Source organism: Nonomuraea sp. NPDC049028 (assembly GCF_043197735.1).
Lineage (GTDB): Bacteria > Actinomycetota > Actinomycetes > Streptosporangiales > Streptosporangiaceae > Nonomuraea.
On the sequence record NZ_JBICTR010000003.1, the window covers coordinates 219,107 to 236,692 of the forward strand.

The window sequence follows — 17,586 nt, forward strand, 5'->3', positions numbered from 1 at the left end:
TATGCGCCTGCGCGCCATCCTCGCCCTCGCGATGCTGGTCGGTCTGCTCACCGCCGTACCGGCCCACGCCGAAGTCGTCCATCCTCGCCAGCAGTGGTTACGCGACTCCACCGCGGGCCTGTTCCTGCACTGGGGCATGTTCACCGCGCCCCGGCACCTGGACTGCGCCTCGTGGGAACGCGACGTCACCGACGGCGGCTGGACCCCTGACTACTGGATCGACCAGGCCCGCGACCTCGGCGCCTCCTACATCGTCCTGGCCACCTTCCACAGCGCGCTGGGCTACGCCCGCCCCTGGCCGTCCGCGATCCCGGGCAGCTGCGCCACCCGCCGCGACTTCCTCGGCGAACTGGTGAACGCCGGGAAGGCGAAGGGCGTGCGGGTCATGCTCTACATGACCGACGACCCGCAATGGCACAACAACACGGGCGTCGAGATGCTCGACTCGGCCGCCTACTCCGCCTACAAGGGCCGGCAGGTCGACATCACCACCCGACCCGGCTTCGGGATGTACAGCCAGGATCTTTTCCTGGAGGTCATGGAGAAATATCCGGACCTGGCGGGGTTCTGGATCGACAACGAGAACGAGTACTGGCAGCAGAACGGCCTGTACGACAAGGTCCGTGAACGGCGCCCGGACTGGCTGCTGAGCAACAACAACACCGACACCCCGATCATGGACACGGTCAGCAACGAGCAGAAGACCGGCATGACCCCCGCCTACGACTACCCGCAGGCGGCGTGGACCCCGATGCCGCGCCTGGTCGAGGCGGACTACAAGCTGCCCACGGTCGGCGACTGGTGGTACGACGGCGCCGACCACCCCGTGGACGCCCGCCTGTCCACCGGCCGGTACATCACCAACGCCGGCTCGTCGATGAAGTCGCTCATGGCGGAGACCGCGATGGTGAACGGCAAGTTCCCGCCGCAGCAGGAGGCCTTCAACTCCTTCATGTCCACGTGGGTCCCGCCGATCAAGGAGTCACTGCACGCCACCGAGGGCGGCGGCTACATGTACGGCGGCCTGCAGCCCGGCTTCTGGAACGACGGCGCGCACGGCGTGATCACCGTCCGGCGCGACGACGGCGGGAAGGTCCAGTACGTCCACGTGCTGACCAAGCCCAGCACCGACCGCGTACGGCTGCGCGACAACGGCTATCGCATCACCGGGGTGAGCGACCTGCGTACGGGCGAGCGGATGCGGTTCACCCAGTCCGGCGGCTCCCTGACGATCCTCGGCATCACGCGGTGGGACGACTACGACACGGTGTTCAAGGTCGAGACGGCCGGCCGCCAGGGCTTCCTCACCGGGGTCAAGGCCACGGCGTCCGCCGAGCAGACCGAGCATCCCGCCGCCGCCCTAGTGGACGGTGATTTCACGAAATATTGGGACTCAGACGGCAACCTGCCGGTGTCGGTGACGCTGGATCTCGGCAAGCGGAAGAAGGTGGCCTATCTGGCGGTCAACCAGCGCGAATGGTCGCCTGTCCTGGCCAGGGTGACGTTCGGGCGGCCCGAGGACTCCGCCCGGATCAAGGACTACCGCGTCTACGTCAGCGACGACGGCCGCCGCTGGGACAAGCCGGTGCGGGCCGGTGCGATGCGCAGCGCCCGCGGCACGCAGGTCCTCGACCTGGGCGAGCAGCACGGCCGCTACGTGAAGCTGGAGGTGCTCAACACCTGGGCGGGCGCGCAGGCGCCACGCTTCCACCGCAAGCTCCGGATCGACGAGATCCAGGTCGCCGACTCGTACCCGGTCTCGCGCGACAGCCTGCCGCTTGAGGCGGAGCGGCAGCAGCGGACGGGCCGGGCCCGCGTCGAGTCCTGCGCCGCCTGCTCGGGCGGGGCCCAGGTGATCGGGCTGCGGGACGGCACGCTCACCTACCGCGACGTGAGCGTCCCGGCGGCGGGCGAGTACCGCCTGCAGATCGACCACACCTCCGCCACACCCGCGACGCTGTCGGTCGCCGTCAACGGCGCGGCGCCGCTCCAGGTGCGGGTGCCGGGCGACAGCAAGGGCGTCCCCGCCTCCAGCGCCCTGCCCGTCACCCTGAAGGCGGGCACCAACACGATCACCCTGTCCGGGGACGCGGGGGTGGACCGCCTGGCCGTCGCCCCGATGCCACCCGCCTCGTACACCCCCAAGACCACCATGACCGTCGACCCGGCCGGCCTGCAGTGGGTCAGTCCCGGCCGGCAGTCGCTGCGGGTCTCGGCCACGCTGCGCCTGGACAGCGAGGACGTGCTCGACCAGGTCGCGTTCGCCCCGGCCGTCCCGGCGGGCTGGACCGTCGAGGGCGAGACGATCAAGGCGTCGGCCGTCCGGCTCGGGCAGACGCTGGCGGGCTCGTGGACGCTCACCTCACCCCCCGGAAAGGACGTGACCGCGACAGACATCCCGATCACCGCCACCTTCCAGTCGCTCGGCCGCCCCTACACGGTCACGAACCAGGTCGGAGTACGTCCGCGTCCCGCCGACCGGGTGTTCATGCGGGAGGCCGAGGACTCACGCAACAAGATCGGCGAAGCCGGGATCACCGCCTGCGCGGCGTGCTCCGGCGGTCAGAAGGTCCGCAACATCGGCGGCGGACCGGACCAGGGCAGCGAGCCGAACGCCTATGTGCTGTTCGAGGACGTCACGGTCCCCGAGGCACGGGCGTACACGCTGTACATCGACTTCACGGTGAACGGCCCCAAGTCGTACTCCGTGACGGTCAACGGCGGCACGCCGACCGAGGTGAAGGTGAACGGGGCGGGCAACAACACCCTCTACACCGTCAGCGTCCCCGTCACGCTGAAGGCCGGCCCGAACACCATCAAGCTCCACAACGACACGACCCCGGCCCCGGACCTGGACCGCATCTCTCTCGGGTGATCTCGGGCTATCTCGGGTGATCTCTGGCGAGAAGGCGTGACCCCGGCCGGATCTTCCGCGCCGGGGTCCATGCCCGGAAGCAACGGCGGCCGGAGCCGCGGCTAGCCGTATGACTTGCCGACGCTGTCGAGCAGGTGCTCAAGGGTGTCGTAGGAGGGGATGTCCACGACGTCGATGAGGTCGGTCGCGACGCTTACCTGGTGATCCGCGGCGACCTTGGCGAAGTCGGCGGCGTCCGCCGACCGGAACCCGTGCTCGGCGGCGAGCCGCTGCAGCTGCGAGTCGGTGCTGAGCAGGCGTCCGACGCGGTCGCCTGATGCGTTGAGCGGCACCAGCGTGTGCTTGGACATCACCGTCGGGGATGGGTACATCAGCACCATCCCCGGCTTGATCTGCCCTCGCGTGACCGCGTCGACGAACTGCGCCTCGTAGATCCAGACCATCGGCGACGGGCCCATGCCCACCGTGAGGTATTCGTTGAACGGACCCTCGGAGGTGTTGTCGGTGTAGCCCTGGCTGGTGAAGAGCTGGGTCACCAAGGGCAGCACGTTCTTCTCGGCGGTGGCGCCGTGCACGACCTTGCTGCCGTTCGCGACATAGCTGGTGATCGCCAGGTACATGGCCGCGGAGTTCGAGGTGCGCGGGTCCGTCGTGGAGATCAGGACGTTCTTGTCGACGCGGTAGTCGGAGTTGCCCGTGAGCTGGTCCCACTTCGTGTCCGTGGTGACCAGTTCGAGGTAGCGGCCGATGTTGAAGGTCGGCACGGGGCCCTGCTTCACCACACCCGCCTTGGTGAGCAGGTCCGCGATCGGCTGGAACGTCGCGATCGCCATGGGCGAGGAGAACGGCGTGTACTTCGTACTGACCTTGCGCTTGCGCTGGATGAACTCACCCGCCGGCGCACTCGACGGGAACGCGAAGTCGAAGCGACTGAGGTCTACCGAGGTGGCGATCTGACGGGAACCGGCCGATTCGATCTCGACCTTCACCCCCTTGTCGGCGAAGGCCCGCACCACCTGCGGATCCTCGAAGAACGCCGTCTTCTCGGAGCCGATCACGCCACGCACGACCGTGAGCGGCGGAGGCGGGGGCGGGGCCTCCGGCTTCCCGAGGTTCACGACCACCACAGCGGCGACCACGACGACCGCGACCCCGAGACCGATCGGGAGCAGCACCTTGCGGCTGGGCATTCTCGCCAGCACCGCGGCCGGTTGGGCGACTGCGGTGGTCGTCTCGGGCCGAACGTCCGCGGGCTTGCCTGACGGCGCCGCGTCCGTGGGCGCCGCGGCCTTCGCAGGCGCAGCCTCGGCGGGCGCGGGTTTGGCGGGCGCGGACTCGGCGGGCGCGGACTCGGTGGGCGCGGACTCGGTGGGCGCGGGCGCCTCCACCCGTGCCGTCAGCTCACCGCGAGCGATGCGTTCGACCATGACGGGGACGAAGTCACGGACGGGAAGGCCGTCGAAGCGGCGATAAGCCGCCTGCATCACACTCTCGACGTGCTCGGCGGAATGGGTGCCGGCGAAGACCTGCACCAGGTGGTCGGTGGTCCGGCGGATCGCCTGTTCCTCGCGGAGGGTATCGCCGCTCACCAATAACTCCCCGACCTATTAATTATCAGTTATCGCAGCGAGCCGCCATGCCCGCCCGATCATGCGAGACCCCACCATATAGGGGGTTTCGGCCGCGTTGATAACCACGTCGGCTGTTATTTAAAACCCGCAGGTAAGGGCAATACGACCGACCCCCGGAAATCATCTGTTCATATTCGACGGGCTCATTCGTCAAGCGAAATACACAAATGTTTTATGTCCGTTCATCACCGGGCGGGGGCGGTGGCGCCGAGAAGGGCCAGGCAGTTCGTCCACAGAGCGTCGAGGCGCTGGGTGTTGTTGTAGAGCTTGGCGAAGAGCACCTGACCTTCGAGCTGAGCGACGACGGATCGCGCCGCCTCGTGGGCGTCGGCGACCGTGACCTCGCCGCGCTCCCGGGCTTCGGTGACGACCTTCTCCACCATGTCGACCTGGGACTCGAAGATCTGCGCCAACGTCCCCTCCGTGCCGGCCTCGCTGACGAAGGGCGGCCTGCAGTCCGCCACCAAGTCCCTGGCCATCGAGTACGCGACCCGTGGCGTCCGCGTCAACGCCGTCTCACCGGGCACGATCAAGACCCACCAGACCCTCGCCGCGCTGCACCCGGTCGGGCGGATGGGCGAGGTGAGCGACATCGCCGACGCGGTGGTCTACCTCGAGACGGCCCCGTTCGTCACCGGCGAGATCCTGCACGTCGACGGAGGTATGAGCGCCGGCCATTGACGGCCGCACAGGATCGGCATGCGTGATGGCCGCGTGGTGCTTCTCAGGTCACCAGGCCCCTGCGGTAGGCGTAGACCACAGCCTGCACGCGGTCACGCAGGTCGAGCTTGGTGAGGATGCGCGACACGTACGTCTTGACGGTCTCCTGGCTGATCACCAAGGTCGCGGCGATCTCGCTGTTGGACAGGCCGTCGGCGATGAGGCGCAGGACCTCCAGTTCGCGCGGGGTCAGCGCGATGCCGTCCGGCTTGTCCTCGGCGGGACGGATCCGGGACGCGTACCTGCCGACCAGCCGCCGCGTCACCTCGGGTGCCAGTAGCGCGGCACCCGTCGCGACGGTGCGGATGCCGTTCAGCAGCTGCGCCGGTGGGGCGTCCTTCAGCAGGAACCCGCTCGCGCCCGCGCGCAGCGCCTCGTAGACGTACTCGTCCAGGTTGAACGTCGTCACCACGAGCACCTTGATCGGATCCGCCACCCCGGCACCGGCCAGCAGGCGGGTCGCCTCGATCCCGTCGAGCACCGGCATCCGTACATCCATCACCACCATGTCCGGCTTCAGCCGGCGGGCGAGGTCGACCGCGGCGCGCCCGTCCCCGCACTCCCCCACCACCTCGAGGTCGGGCTGCGCACCGATGATCGTCGCGAACCCGGTACGGATCAGCGCTTGGTCGTCGCAGATCAGGACCCGAACAACCGGAGCGCTCACGACGGGCTCCCCGCGGGGACCCGTGCCCGCACGACGAAGCCGCCGCCCGTGGGCCGGTCCGCGCTGAACTCGCCCCCCAAGGCGTCGACCCGCTCCCGGAGCCCGGCGAGACCCCGCCCGCTCCCACCAGGAGAGTCCCTCCGTGCGCCGGAACCATCGGTGCTGACCTCCACGCTGATCTCCTTCCGGCCATAGCGCACACGGACCACGGTGCGGCTGCCGTGGGCGTACTTGAGGGCGTTCGTCAGAGCCTCCTGCACGACCCGGTAGGTCACGAATTCGGCGCTGCCGGCCGACTCCGCCGGCCGGCCCTCCTCGGTGAACTCCACCGGCTGCCCGGCCTGACGTGTCTGCTCCACGAGCGTGTGAAGCTCGCCGACGGACGGCGTTCTGACGTCGGTGTCGTGGCCGGGGTTGAGCAGGTCGAGCAGGTGTCGCAAGTCGGCGATGGCCCGCCGGCCGGTGTCGGTGACGGCGCTCAGCGTCTCGTCGAGGCGATCGGGTACGGCGGTCAGGTAGCGGGCCGCCTCGGACTGCACGACCATCGCCGTCACGTGGTGGGTCACGACGTCGTGGAGCTCGCGGGCGATGCGGGTGCGTTCGGCGGTGCGAGTGGCCTCGGCGACGTGGCGGCGGAGTTCGGCCTCGGCGGCCCGGGTGGAGCGCAGCCAAGCCCCCATGCCCCAAGCGAGCACCAGCGCCAGGTAGAACAGCACGAATCCTTCCGGCCTCTCGGGCCCGCCGGGCCGGTCCAGCGCGACCGCCAGCGGCACGTACGCCACGGAGAGGAGGACCACGATGACGCGACGGTGACGCTCCAGATGGGCGCCCGCGCTCATCAGCGCGATGGGCAGCCCGGTGCCCGCCAACGCGTGGTAGCCGCGTAGCTGGTCGAGTGCGAAGCCGAGCGACACCAGGATGAGACAGACGGCCGGCCACCGCCGGCGCACGGCGAGCGGGAGGCTCTGAAGGGCGACCGCCACGACGGCCAGCGCGTCGTAGGGGCGGAGCGGCATGTCGCCCACCTGCGTCCCGGCGCTCTGCAATCCCGGCAGGAACGACGCGACGGCCAACAGCAGCGCGAGCGGAGAATCCCGGACCGTGACGTCACACCGCCGCCACAGATCCGGGACCCGATGGAGACCGATCACTGGGAGAGCGTAACGGTCGTGCCGGGCCGGGCGGCGCGCCGGCGAGGGACCAGGTTGCCGCGACGGCGGGCCAGCCACATGAACGCGATCGTCGCCAGCACGCAGAAGACCACCGAGTACGGGCTGCCCTCCGGCCCGAAGTCGCCACCGGTGAGCAGTGCCGGACCTGACGTCACCCCGTGCAGCAGCCCTTCCGTCGCGCCGTTGCCGGAGACCTCGGTGCTGAAGATGCCGGCCGCGGCGAAGTTCCAGCCGAAGTGCAGGCCGATCGGCACCCACAGGGTGCGGGTGGCGACGTACGCCGCGGCGAGCATGCCACCGCCCTCGATCGCGATGGCGAGCGCGCCCCACAGGCTGGCGTGCTGGTTGAACAGGTGCGCCATGCCGAACACCAGACCCGTCAGCGTCAGCGCTATCCACGTACCGGTGCGTTCCTCGACGATCCGGAACAGAACGCCGCGAAACAGCAGCTCCTCCGTCACGGCGGCGGCGGCCATGAACCCGACCAGCCCGATAGCGCCCGCCAGCGAGCCGCCGCCGTCGACGCGGTAGCCGCCCATGAAGGCGATGTTCACGATGACGGCCGTGAACAACCCGATGCCGATCAGAACCCCTCGGCCGACGGCGGTGGCGGCGCCTTTCGCGGCCACCTCCACCGGCTCGCGGCGTTCGGACCACCGCACCACCCGGGCGTACACGAACACCGCGAGCACGGCCGTCGCCACACCGAGAACCAGGGTGAGAAACGCGTTCCCCTGTACCGCGCCCACACCCAGGCTGCCGACGAAGGCGACCACCGCGACGGCCACGAGCTGCTTCAACAGCCGCATGACGACTCCTCTGCGAGATTCCACGAGCTTCCGCGACCGGAGCGCCGCGGCTACGCCGAGAACGCTAGGGATGTGCCGACCGGGAATCGTCACCGCGCGGTGGACACTCGCGGGTAGCTCGCACGGGGGACAAGCGCGCCGCGCACGACCTCAGCCGGGACGCCGGGGCGCGATCCGGGCCGCGATGGCATCCAGCAGTGCGGCCAGGCCGCCTTCGACGCCGCCGAGGTCCCCAAATTGATGAAGGTCCTCGCCGACTTCGACGTCACGCTCGTCCCGCCGATCAACTACTTCGACGCCTGGGTCTACGACAAGCGGGGACTCCGGTCGGCCGACAACGCGGGCGTCAAGCGCGCCCTCGGCCTGCCCGCCTCCGGCCCCGGCCCCAACCCGCAGGGCCCCAACCCCCGGAGCGGCGAGATGGAAGGCCCTGACGACTGACCGCCTGTACAGTCGCGGCAGATGTGCCCAAACCACAACGGCGGGGTGCCAGCGGCGGCAATTCGCCACTCGTATCCTGCCGATTCGCAGAAAGGCCGCGCTGTGACCATCGTGACCGCAGACCTCTACGACGAGCGGGGCGACGAGCTCGACTCCTGCGACCTTCAGCTCTCCCAATACGGCGGCCGCCGGGCCTTCGCCGGCACGGTCGTCACCGTCCGCTGCCACGAGGACAACGCGCTGCTCAAGTCCGTCCTGGGAGAGCCCGGCGAGGGACGCGTCCTGGTGGTCGATGGCGGCGGCTCGCTGCACACCGCCCTCATGGGTGACATCATCGCCGGCCTGGCCGTCGCCAGCGGATGGGCCGGCGTGGTCATCAACGGTGCGGTACGAGATGTCGCCGCCCTGCGTGAACTGGACCTGGGCGTCAAGGCGCTGGGCGCCAATCCTCGTAAGAGCGGCAAGGAGGGCACTGGCCAGCGTGACGTCCCGGTCGCTTTCGGCGGTGTCACCTTCCATCCAGGGGCCGAGCTGTTCAGTGATGACGACGGCATCCTCGTGACGCGCGCCTCGATCTCCTGAGCGCGTGTCACGATGACCGTGCGTTCGCCCCCCGGATTGCGGGTACGTGAGCCCGGGGGGCTCGAGCATCCATGACGACCAGGGGGACGTCTCATGACTGAGCACATTCTGGAGCCGGCGGCACAGGAGATCGCGGACGCGACCTCGAAGCCCCCGTTCCTGTACGAACTGGGCCCCGAGGGCGCCCGGAAGGTCCTGGACGACATCCAGGCCGCCCCGATCGACAAGCTCGACGTCGAGGAGAAGTGGATCACCGTACCGGCCGAGGTCGGGGACGTACGGGTCCGCATCATCAAGCCTCCGGGCGCCACCGGCGCGCTGCCCGTCATTCTGTACGTCCACGGCGGCGGCTGGATCCTCGGCAACGCCGGCACGCACGACCGGCTCGTCCGCGAGCTGGCCGTCGGGGCGAAGGCCGCCGTGGTCTTCGTCGAGTACGAGCGCTCGCCGGAGGTGCGCTACCCGGTGGCGATCGAGCAGGCGTACGCCACGGCCCGCTGGATCACCCGGGACGGTGCCGCCGAAGGGCTCGACGCCGCCCGCCTCGCGGTCGCGGGCGACTCCGTCGGCGGCAACATGACGGCCGCCCTGGCCATCCTGGCCAAGCAGCGCGGCGACGTGAGGTTCGTCCACCAGTCGCTCTACTACCCGGTCACGGACGCCGCCCAGGACACCGACAGCTACCGGGAGTTCGCCAACGGGCCCTTCCTGACCGCGAAGGCCATGGCCTGGTTCTGGGATGCGTACCTGCCGGACCACGACCGGCGTGCGGAGATCACCGCCTCGCCGCTGCGGGCGACCCTGGAGGAGCTCACCGGTTTGCCCGAGGCGTTCGTGATCGTGGACGAGAACGACGTGCTGCGGGACGAGGGCGAGGCGTACGCGCGCAAGCTCACGGCAGCCGGGGTGCGCACGACGAGCCTGCGCTACAACGGCATCCTGCACGACTTCATGATGCTCAACCCGCTCCGGCAGACCGCCGCCACCACCGGCGCCGTCGAACAGGCCATCCATGTCCTGCGCAAGGCCCTCGGCACGACCTGACACCCGCCCCCGGGCCGCTCCCCCCGAGCTGCGGACGCGTCGCTACTACTCACTGCGAAAGCGTAGCGAGACGGTTGACAACCTCAAGCGCCTAACCGGAACACTAGTTCACATCATCACCGTGAGGATCAAACCGACATGACCGCACTTGCGGCGCACTTCAGCGAGGAGCACTCCGCCGAGATCGTCGCCGCGACCTTCGCCGACACTCCGGACCCGCGCTTGCGCGCCATCATGACCTCGCTCGTACGGCACCTGCACGCGTTCGTCAAGGACGTCGAGCCCACGGTCGAGGAGTGGACGGCGGCGATCGGCTTCCTCACCGAGGTGGGCGCGACCTGTACGCCGGTCCGGCAGGAGTTCATCCTGCTGTCCGACGTTCTCGGCGTGTCCATGCTGGTGGAGACCATGAACAACCGTGCGGGCGAGGCCACGGAGTCGACCGTGGAGGGGCCGTTCCACGTCGTCGAGTCGCCGCCGCGTGAGCTCGGCGCCGACATCGCGCTGGACGGGAAGGGCGAGCCGTGCCTGGTCACCGGTACGGTCAGGGCGACGGACGGCACTCCCGTGCCCGGCGCCGCCGTGGACGTGTGGCAGGCCAACGCGGACGGTTTCTACGACGTACAGCAGCCCGAGCGGCAACCCGAGCGCAACCTGCGCGGGCTGTTCACCACCGACGACGAGGGACGCTTCTGGTTACGGTCGATCGTGCCCCGGCACTACCCGATCCCCTCCGACGGGCCCGTCGGCCGGCTGCTCCAGGCGACCGGGCGCCACCCGAACCGGCCCGCGCATGTGCACTTCGACGTCCGGGCCACCGGCTTCCGGCCCCTGGTCACCCACCTGTTCGTCGCGGACACGCCCTACATCGACTCCGACGCGGTCTTCGGCGTGAAGGACAGCCTCGTACGCGAGTTCCCCACCATCGACGACCCCGCCCGGGCGGCAGAGGCCGGCCTGCCCAACCCGTTCCGTACCGTCCACTTCGACGTGGTGCTCCGACCTGAGGAGCCCCGGCCGTGACCCCGTTCATCTACCGGGATGTGGGCCAGTGCTCCGGCGTTTACGTCGGGGGTGAAGGCCCACGCGGGAAGGCGCTCCAGCGCCTGAGCGTGCCTTAAACCGGTCGGCTTTGCTGCTCGATGTACTGGCGCAGAACCGAGATCGGGGCTCCGCCCACCGATCCGGTGTGGGTGGTCTTCGGCGTCGGCGCCGTGAAGTCGCTGCCCCAGGAGATCGAACGCCTGGGACACCGGCGGGCGCTGGTCCTCTGCGGCCCCGAGCAGGAGTCCACCGGGCGGATGATCGCCGACGCGCTCGGAGACCGCTCGGCGGGTCTCCTGGCCGAAGCCCGCATGCACGTCCCGCTGGAGATCGCCGACCTCGCCAGGGACCGAGCCCGAGCGCTGGAGGCCGACTGCTGTGTCGCCGTCGGCGGCGGCTCGGCGATCGGCCTGGGCAAGGCGGTCGCCCTGGCCCACGGACTGCCGGTCCTCGCCGTCCCCACCACCTACGCCGGTTCGGAGATGACGCCCATCTGGGGGCTGACCGAGAACGGACGCAAGCGCACCGGCCGGGACCCGCGCGTCCTGCCGGTCAGCGTGCTCTACGACGCTGAACCTTCCCCACGCCCCCACGCACACGGTCGTCCTCCCCCACGTTCTCGCCTACAACCAGCCGGGCGCGCCACAGGCCGTGGCCGCGCTGCGCCGCGCGCTCGGCGACATCCCGACCCGACGCGCCGCTTGTGGGAACTCGCCGGCGAGCTCGGCGCCCCGCGGTCGCTGCGGCAGCTGGGAATGGCGGAGACGGACATCCCCCGGATCGTCGACGAGGTGCTCGCCAACCCGTACGCCAACCCGGTCGAGGTCACCGCGGAAGGTCTGACCGGACTCCTGCGTACGGCATGGGCGGGCGAGCCTCCCAATCTCGATCACTCAGGCTGAGCCACTGGCTCCTCTTGACCAATTCTGTTGACCGACGTATGTACATTCCTATGCACGCACTTTGGTCAACCAGGTCCCACTGCCCTCACTGAACGCGTCAGCCCGCCTCTGCTCGACGGCCACCTGACCATGCGTGAATAGTGGAGTGGAAATCCCCCCATGTCTCACTCGCCGGTTTCTCCCGACGCGTTCACCTCCGCCTCCGGATCGATGTCACGCCCGTCCCGCCGGGCCGTCTTGGTGGGCGCCGGTGCCGCCCTGCTTGCCCCGGCCGCACCGGCGAGGGCAGGCGTAGCGGAGAACGCCGGCAAGACAGCCGTCGTCTCCGGCACCGACTACGCCGTCGCGCCCTCCCCCGACGGCCGCCTGCTCGCCCTCGACCTGCTCGGTGTCCTGTGGGTCTGCTCCGCTTCCGGGGGCACCGCCCGCAGGCTCACCAGCGATCTGTACGACATCGCCCAGCCCGACTGGTCCCCGGACGGCGGCACCATCGTGTTCCAGTCGTACCGCGACGGCGTCTTCAACCTGTGGACGATCCGGCCCGACGGGTCCGCGATCACCCAGTTGACCACCGGCCCGTTCGATCACCGCGAGCCCCGCTACAGCCCGGACGGGCGCACCATCGCCTACTCCTCCGACGCCGGAGGCAGCTACGGGATCCACCTGCTCGACGTCGCCACCGGAGCGACCCGCGTCCTGACCGACACCCCCGTCGAGGAGTACGAGCCGGCCTGGTCACCCGACGGGAGCAAGATCGCGTTCGTCGTGGCCGACACCAGGATCGACGTCATCGAGGTCGCCACCGGCACGCGCGCCACCGCGGTCACGGTCCCCGCCGGTCAGGTCATTCACCAGCCGTCCTGGCTGCCGAACGGCACCGACCTCGCCTACCACCTCTTCCACTCGGGCGCCAATGATCTGGCCGGCACCGCGGGCACCCTCGTCACCGGCGAGGAAGTCTTCCCGTTCCGTGCCCGGTTCGCCCCGGACGGACGCTATTACTACACCTCAGCGGGCACCATCAAGGTCCGCCGCCTCAACTCCGCGTCCGTCGGCACCATCGGCTTCACCGCCGCCCTGACGACGACGACTCCGAAGTACAAGAAGAAGGTCCGCGTATTCGACGAGCCCGGGTCATTCCCCGTCGTCGGAATCGGCAGCCCGGCCGTGTCCCCGGACGGGTCCGCCATCGCCTTCCGCGCGCTCAACGACATTTATCTGATGCGCGGCGGTGGCACGCCGGAACCGCTTTTCCGTGACCACTGGTGGAAAGCCGACCCGGATTTCTCCCCGGACGGGCGGCAACTGGCATTCGTCACCGACCGCACCGGCACCCTCAACATCTGGGTCCGCGACCTGAGCACCGGCGCCGACCGGCAGATCACCCATCTGACCGACTCGGCCGCCCTGTCGGTCCGGTGGTCACCCGACGGGAGGGAGATCGCCTACCTGGACCAGGACGGCGCCCTGTGGACGGTGAACGTCTCCACCGGCGACCTCCAGAAGATCTTCGACGCCACCTTCGAACCAGGCCGCCCGACCTGGTCACCCGACGGCAAGACTCTCGCGCTGGCCGCGGTGGTGCCGTACTCACGACGCTACCGTGAGGGACTGTCCAAGATCCTGCTCGTCGACCGGGCCACGGGCGCCGGCACGTACATCGACCCCGCGCCACACCGGTCCTTGCAGACCCGTGGCGACGACGGCCCCGTCTGGTCCCCTGACGGCACCATGCTCGCCTTCGCCATGGAATCGCTCCTGTGGGTCCTGCCCGTCGACAAGAACGGACGGCCCACCGGCAGCGCCCGTCAGGTCACCCGGGACGTCTCAAGAGCGTGCGCCTCGACGGCAAGCCCGCCCGGTCGATTCCGATGAAGCTGACCTGGCGCAACGACACCGGCCCCGATCAGGTCGTCATTCACGCCGGGCGCATGTGGGACGGCGTCTCCAAGAGCGTCGTCCGCGACGTCGACATCATCGTACGAGGCCAGCGCATCACCGCGATCGAACCGCACCGGGACGGCAGGCCCGGCGCCCGGATCGACGCCCGCGACAGGTTCGTCATGCCCGGCCTCATCGACATCCACCATCACCGTGAGATGCAGGGCTACGCGTACGGATCGCGACAGGGTCCGCTGTGGCTCGCCCTGGGCGTCACCACGACGCGCTCACCTGGCTCACCGGCGTACCACATGGTCGAGGAGCGCGAGTCGGTGCAGTCCGGCGCCCGGCTCGCACCGCGCTACCTGGGCACGGGCGAGGCCATCGACGGCCCGCGCATCTACTACAACTTCATGCGCCCGACGTACTCCCACGACCAGTTGCTGCTCGAACTGCGGCGGGCCGCCGCCCTCGACTACGACATGATGAAGTGCTACGTACGGCTGCCGGTCGTCTGGCACAGGGAGGTCATCGACTGGGCCCACCGCCAGGGCAAGCCGGTCAGCTCGCACTACCACTATCCGGCGATCGCCATGGGCGGCGACCAGACCGAGCACGTCGGCGCCACCAACCGGTTCGGCTACTCACGCACCGTCACGAACGTCGGCTCCGCCTACTCGGACGTCATCGCCATGTTCAACGCCTCGAAGATGGCCAGAACCCCCACGCTGTTCAACTCCTCGACCCTCTACCGGGACGACACCTCGCTGGTCACCGACGAACGAGTCCGCCGGCTCTACCCGAACTGGCGGATGGCCGCGCTGCGGGCGACGGTCACCACGGCCCAGACCGCCGACCCGACGGCGGTCCAGGTGATCCGGACGAACCTCGCCAACCAGGTCGCGCAGCTCACGGCGATGATCCGCGGCGGCGGCGTGGTCACCGCAGGCACCGACGCACCGATCGATCACCTCGGGATCAGCCTGCACATGAACCTACGCGCCATGGTCAAGTACGGCCTGACCCCGCGGGAAACGCTCACCTCAGCGACCAGCACGTCCGGGGCCTACCTCGGCCTCCCGCTGGGCAGGATCGCCAAGGGCATGTACGCCGACCTGGCCATCATCGACGGCGACCCACTGTCCCGCATCGAGGACGCCGCCAACGTCACCGCCGTCGTCGTCGGCGGGAGGCACCACACCGTCGAGCAGCTCCTCGCGCCTTATCCGTCCTCCTCCACCACTCAGGCGACACCCGCGGCCGCCGCACCTTCCGGCAAGGTCAAAAACCGCGTCCCCGTCCACCAGAGCGCGGCGAGCCACTGGTGGAACGACCCCGCCGAACTCGAGGCAGCCCGGGTCGCCTGCTGCCACGACCACTGAGCGCGCGCATCACACGCCTGCGACCCTGTGCGGCGGTCAGTGCTTGTAGGCGGCGACGACCTCCACTTCGACGAGCCAGCCCGCGACCGGGAGATTGGCGATCTCGATCGTCACGCGGGCCGGGCGGGCCGGGTTGACCTCCATGGGCGAGGCGGGGGGCGCGGTGCCGAGGGGGACGGGTACGGGCTGGCCGGTGGCCAGGTCCGTGTTGGCGAAGAACTGACGGTAGGCGCGGTTCCAGCCGGTGAAGTCGGCCGACTCGGCTCCGGGAGGCTTCTCCAGATAGGCGCGCATGGAGACGACGTCGGCCAGGCCCAGCCCAGCGGCGGAGAGGTTCGCCTTGATGCGCTTGAGCACGTTGAGTGCCTGGGCCTCGGTGATGGTGACGCCAGGGGGCAAGGTAGCCCCGGGGAAGTCGATGTAGCGCTCGGGAGAGTCGGCGGGAGCCCCGGTGTTGGCCGCCGCCGGGCCCAGGCCGCTGGCGGTGTAGGAGGCCACCTGCTTGCCGAGCGCCACACCGTCGGCGATCGAGGGGTTGGTGGTGCCGGCCGGGAGGAAGGGCTTGACCTCCTGCGGCCGGGGCGACCAGGTGGGGTTGGCGGCGGCCGTACCGGTGCCGAGGACGAGGACGACGGCCACGGAGAGGGCGATGGTGCGGATCTTCATGCGGAGGTGTCCTCTCAGGAGGTGCTCATGACGCGCTGGTGCAGCTCGGTGACGACCTTGCGGGCGGACTCCAGGGCACCCGCCTGCCAGGCGATCATGTAGCTCAGCCAGTCCCCCGCGAAGTGCACGTGCCCGGCCGGTCTGTTGAGGAGCTGGTACGCGCCCTGCCGGGACGGCCAGCCCACCCAGGCGCCCTCGATGTGCGGCTGGAGTTTCCAGGCGATGGACACCGACGATGCCAGCTCGTCGCGGTATTTCGCGCCGTGGATCTTCATGCCCTGCTCGATCGCGCGGCGCTCGCGGTCCGCGTGCTTCAGCGCGGCGTACGCGTCGGCCTGGGCGCCGAAGTTGTAGTAGCCGACGACCATGCCGCGCGAGGTGCCGTACCCGTAGGAGGGGTACCAGATCGTGGCTAGGTCGAGGTCGGTGGCGGTGATGCCGCCGTAGATGTCCTCGTCGGTCTCCCACCAGCGGCGGCGGTACTCCAGGCCGATCTTGCCCGCGTTCGTGGCGGTCGGGGTGGCGAGGGCGGCCTGGACGTCCGGGCCGAGGTTGTGCGCGGTCTTGGCGAGGATGTGCGGGGGCATCGCCGCGACGCAAAGGTCCGCTTTGATCTTCTGCGAACGGCCGTGGCGGTCCTGGTACTCCACCTCCACGCCGTCCGGCAGATCGGTGATCTTGGTAACTTTGGCGCGCAGCCGGATCCGCTGCCGCCCGATCTTGCCGGCGAAGGCCCGCGGGATCGCGTCCATGCCGCCCACCGGCTGGAACATCAGCATCGCCTGCTCGTAGCCGAACTCGAACGAGAACCGCTGCCCGACGCCACTCGCCAGCACCTCCGACAGCGACGGCACCGGCTCGAGGAGCGTGCCCGGCTGTTCACCCGCGCCCGGGTTCACGCTGTGGCCGCGGCGGTCGCCTCCGGAGTACTTGAATCCGCTCGCCTTGTTCCCCACCGCCCCGAAGCTCGACAGGAAGGCGATCAGCCGCTCTTTGTCCTGCGCGGTGAGCGCGGCGTCCAGCGCCCCCGCGTCGGTCGCCCGCGACAGCAGCTCCGAGACGTACCCATATACGTCGGCCTTGGCGGTGCGCCAGCGGACGGGGGCCTGCATGTTCTGGTGGTAGATGTAGGCCTGGGCGTTGGAGTTGGTGAAGACCTCCAGGTCCACGCCGAGCTCGCGGCAGTAGTCCATGGTGACCATCCACTGCGCCAGCCGGGCCGGTCCCGCGTTGAGGTAGACACCGTCACTGAACTTCGCGACCTGTGAGGAGCCGTCCAGCTCGGTCACGCGATCACCGCCGCGGATGGTCCAGTTCCGGCCGCCCACCCGGTCGAGCGCCTCCAAGATTGTGCAGTCGTAGCCTGCCTTGCCCAACTCGTACGCCGTGGCAAGACCGGCTATCCCCGCGCCGAGGATCACCACCTTCTTCGCAGACCTCCCGGTGAGCGAGAAGTCGGACTGCTGCGGCGGGTCGAAAGTTTCCTTCGCGGCCGCCTCGGCGGTGGGCGCGAGGCCGAGCGCGCCCATGGTCGCGAAGAGCGCCCCTGCACCGCCGGAAACACCGACGGCGGACAGGAAATCGCGTCTGCTGTACCCCAACACGTACCTCCAAGATTTTGCTGTAGGTGAGTCTTGGGGGGTTCTGTTGCTGGTCGTCCTTTGTTGTGTTGTTTGTGTGTTTCAAGCTGATCATCGTGTTTATAGGGGAATGTGAGGTTTCTGGGTCTCGCGTTCCGCGTGAGCGTCAATGGATGCCCACAGGTTTGTC

Annotated in this window: 16 protein-coding genes; 9 read left to right on the forward strand and 7 right to left on the reverse strand. The window is 69.4% G+C overall.

Annotated features, from left to right (window positions below; genetic code table 11):
* The first annotated feature begins 1 nt into the window (after window position 1).
* A complete protein-coding gene (locus ACGFJ2_RS11935) occupies window positions 2–2,875 on the forward strand; it encodes a CBM35 domain-containing protein (RefSeq protein ID WP_357953777.1) in 2,874 nt (957 codons plus the stop codon).
* 101 nt (window positions 2,876–2,976) lie between these two features.
* Here ACGFJ2_RS11935 and ACGFJ2_RS11940 read toward each other — a convergent pair whose 3' ends face one another.
* Both ACGFJ2_RS11940 and ACGFJ2_RS11945 read right to left on the reverse strand, forming a co-directional pair.
* On the reverse strand, window positions 2,977–4,464 hold the full coding sequence (locus ACGFJ2_RS11940; RefSeq protein WP_393467314.1) for a three-helix bundle dimerization domain-containing protein: 1,488 nt from the start codon (window positions 4,462–4,464) through the stop codon (window positions 2,977–2,979).
* A 227-nt stretch (window positions 4,465–4,691) separates the two neighbouring features.
* Entirely contained in the window at window positions 4,692–4,919 is a 228-nt protein-coding gene (locus tag ACGFJ2_RS11945) for a hypothetical protein (protein ID WP_393467317.1), read from the reverse strand.
* Between the two features lie 10 nt (window positions 4,920–4,929).
* Between ACGFJ2_RS11945 and ACGFJ2_RS11950 the strand changes: the two genes are divergently transcribed.
* On the forward strand, window positions 4,930–5,187 hold the full coding sequence (locus tag ACGFJ2_RS11950) for an SDR family oxidoreductase (protein WP_393467320.1): 258 nt from the start codon (window positions 4,930–4,932) through the stop codon (window positions 5,185–5,187).
* Between the two features lie 43 nt (window positions 5,188–5,230).
* Here the strand turns inward: ACGFJ2_RS11950 and ACGFJ2_RS11955 are convergent, their stop codons facing one another.
* From ACGFJ2_RS11955 to ACGFJ2_RS11965, 3 genes are read right to left on the reverse strand one after another with little or no spacing between them, the layout of a single operon-like run.
* A complete protein-coding gene (locus tag ACGFJ2_RS11955; RefSeq protein ID WP_393467322.1) occupies window positions 5,231–5,893 on the reverse strand; it encodes a response regulator in 663 nt (220 codons plus the stop codon).
* Window positions 5,890–7,044 (reverse strand): sensor histidine kinase, encoded by a 1,155-nt coding sequence (locus tag ACGFJ2_RS11960; RefSeq protein ID WP_393467325.1) that lies wholly within the window; start codon window positions 7,042–7,044, stop codon window positions 5,890–5,892. The genes ACGFJ2_RS11955 and ACGFJ2_RS11960 overlap by 4 nt, the downstream gene beginning before the upstream one ends.
* Entirely contained in the window at window positions 7,041–7,874 is an 834-nt protein-coding gene (locus ACGFJ2_RS11965) for a CPBP family intramembrane glutamic endopeptidase (protein WP_393467328.1), read from the reverse strand. The genes ACGFJ2_RS11960 and ACGFJ2_RS11965 overlap by 4 nt, the downstream gene beginning before the upstream one ends.
* A gap of 240 nt (window positions 7,875–8,114) precedes the next feature.
* On the opposite strand from ACGFJ2_RS11965, the gene ACGFJ2_RS11970 reads away from it, so the two are divergent.
* The 7 genes from ACGFJ2_RS11970 (at window position 8,115) to ACGFJ2_RS12000 (ending at window position 15,150) form a co-directional block, all read left to right on the forward strand.
* Window positions 8,115–8,315 carry a hypothetical protein gene (locus ACGFJ2_RS11970; protein ID WP_357953790.1) on the forward strand — a complete coding sequence of 67 codons (201 nt, stop codon included), beginning with the start codon at window positions 8,115–8,117 and terminating at the stop codon, window positions 8,313–8,315.
* A 102-nt stretch (window positions 8,316–8,417) separates the two neighbouring features.
* A complete protein-coding gene (gene rraA / locus ACGFJ2_RS11975) occupies window positions 8,418–8,897 on the forward strand; it encodes a ribonuclease E activity regulator RraA (protein ID WP_357953792.1) in 480 nt (159 codons plus the stop codon).
* 93 nt (window positions 8,898–8,990) lie between these two features.
* Complete coding sequence (locus ACGFJ2_RS11980; RefSeq protein WP_393467332.1) at window positions 8,991–9,941, forward strand: alpha/beta hydrolase; 951 nt, start codon at window positions 8,991–8,993, stop codon at window positions 9,939–9,941.
* Window positions 9,942–10,079: 138 nt separating this feature from the next.
* Window positions 10,080–10,964, forward strand: coding sequence for an intradiol ring-cleavage dioxygenase (locus tag ACGFJ2_RS11985; RefSeq protein ID WP_393467335.1), 885 nt, complete (start codon window positions 10,080–10,082; stop codon window positions 10,962–10,964).
* 119 nt (window positions 10,965–11,083) lie between these two features.
* On the forward strand, window positions 11,084–11,887 hold the full coding sequence (locus tag ACGFJ2_RS11990; RefSeq protein WP_393467338.1) for an iron-containing alcohol dehydrogenase: 804 nt from the start codon (window positions 11,084–11,086) through the stop codon (window positions 11,885–11,887).
* A gap of 159 nt (window positions 11,888–12,046) precedes the next feature.
* Window positions 12,047–13,762, forward strand: a complete 1,716-nt coding sequence (locus ACGFJ2_RS11995; protein ID WP_393467341.1) for a hypothetical protein — start codon at window positions 12,047–12,049, stop codon at window positions 13,760–13,762.
* The gene (locus ACGFJ2_RS12000; RefSeq protein ID WP_393467344.1) at window positions 13,759–15,150 is read left to right on the forward strand and encodes an amidohydrolase family protein; all 1,392 of its coding nucleotides are present in this window, start codon (window positions 13,759–13,761) and stop codon (window positions 15,148–15,150) included. The genes ACGFJ2_RS11995 and ACGFJ2_RS12000 overlap by 4 nt, the downstream gene beginning before the upstream one ends.
* Window positions 15,151–15,186: 36 nt before the next feature.
* On the opposite strand, the gene ACGFJ2_RS12005 is transcribed toward ACGFJ2_RS12000, so the two are convergent.
* Window positions 15,187–15,816, reverse strand: coding sequence for a Rid family hydrolase (locus ACGFJ2_RS12005; RefSeq protein ID WP_357953804.1), 630 nt, complete (start codon window positions 15,814–15,816; stop codon window positions 15,187–15,189).
* 14 nt (window positions 15,817–15,830) lie between these two features.
* Window positions 15,831–17,417 (reverse strand): flavin monoamine oxidase family protein, encoded by a 1,587-nt coding sequence (locus ACGFJ2_RS12010; protein WP_393467348.1) that lies wholly within the window; start codon window positions 17,415–17,417, stop codon window positions 15,831–15,833.
* Window positions 17,418–17,586 lie beyond the last annotated feature (169 nt).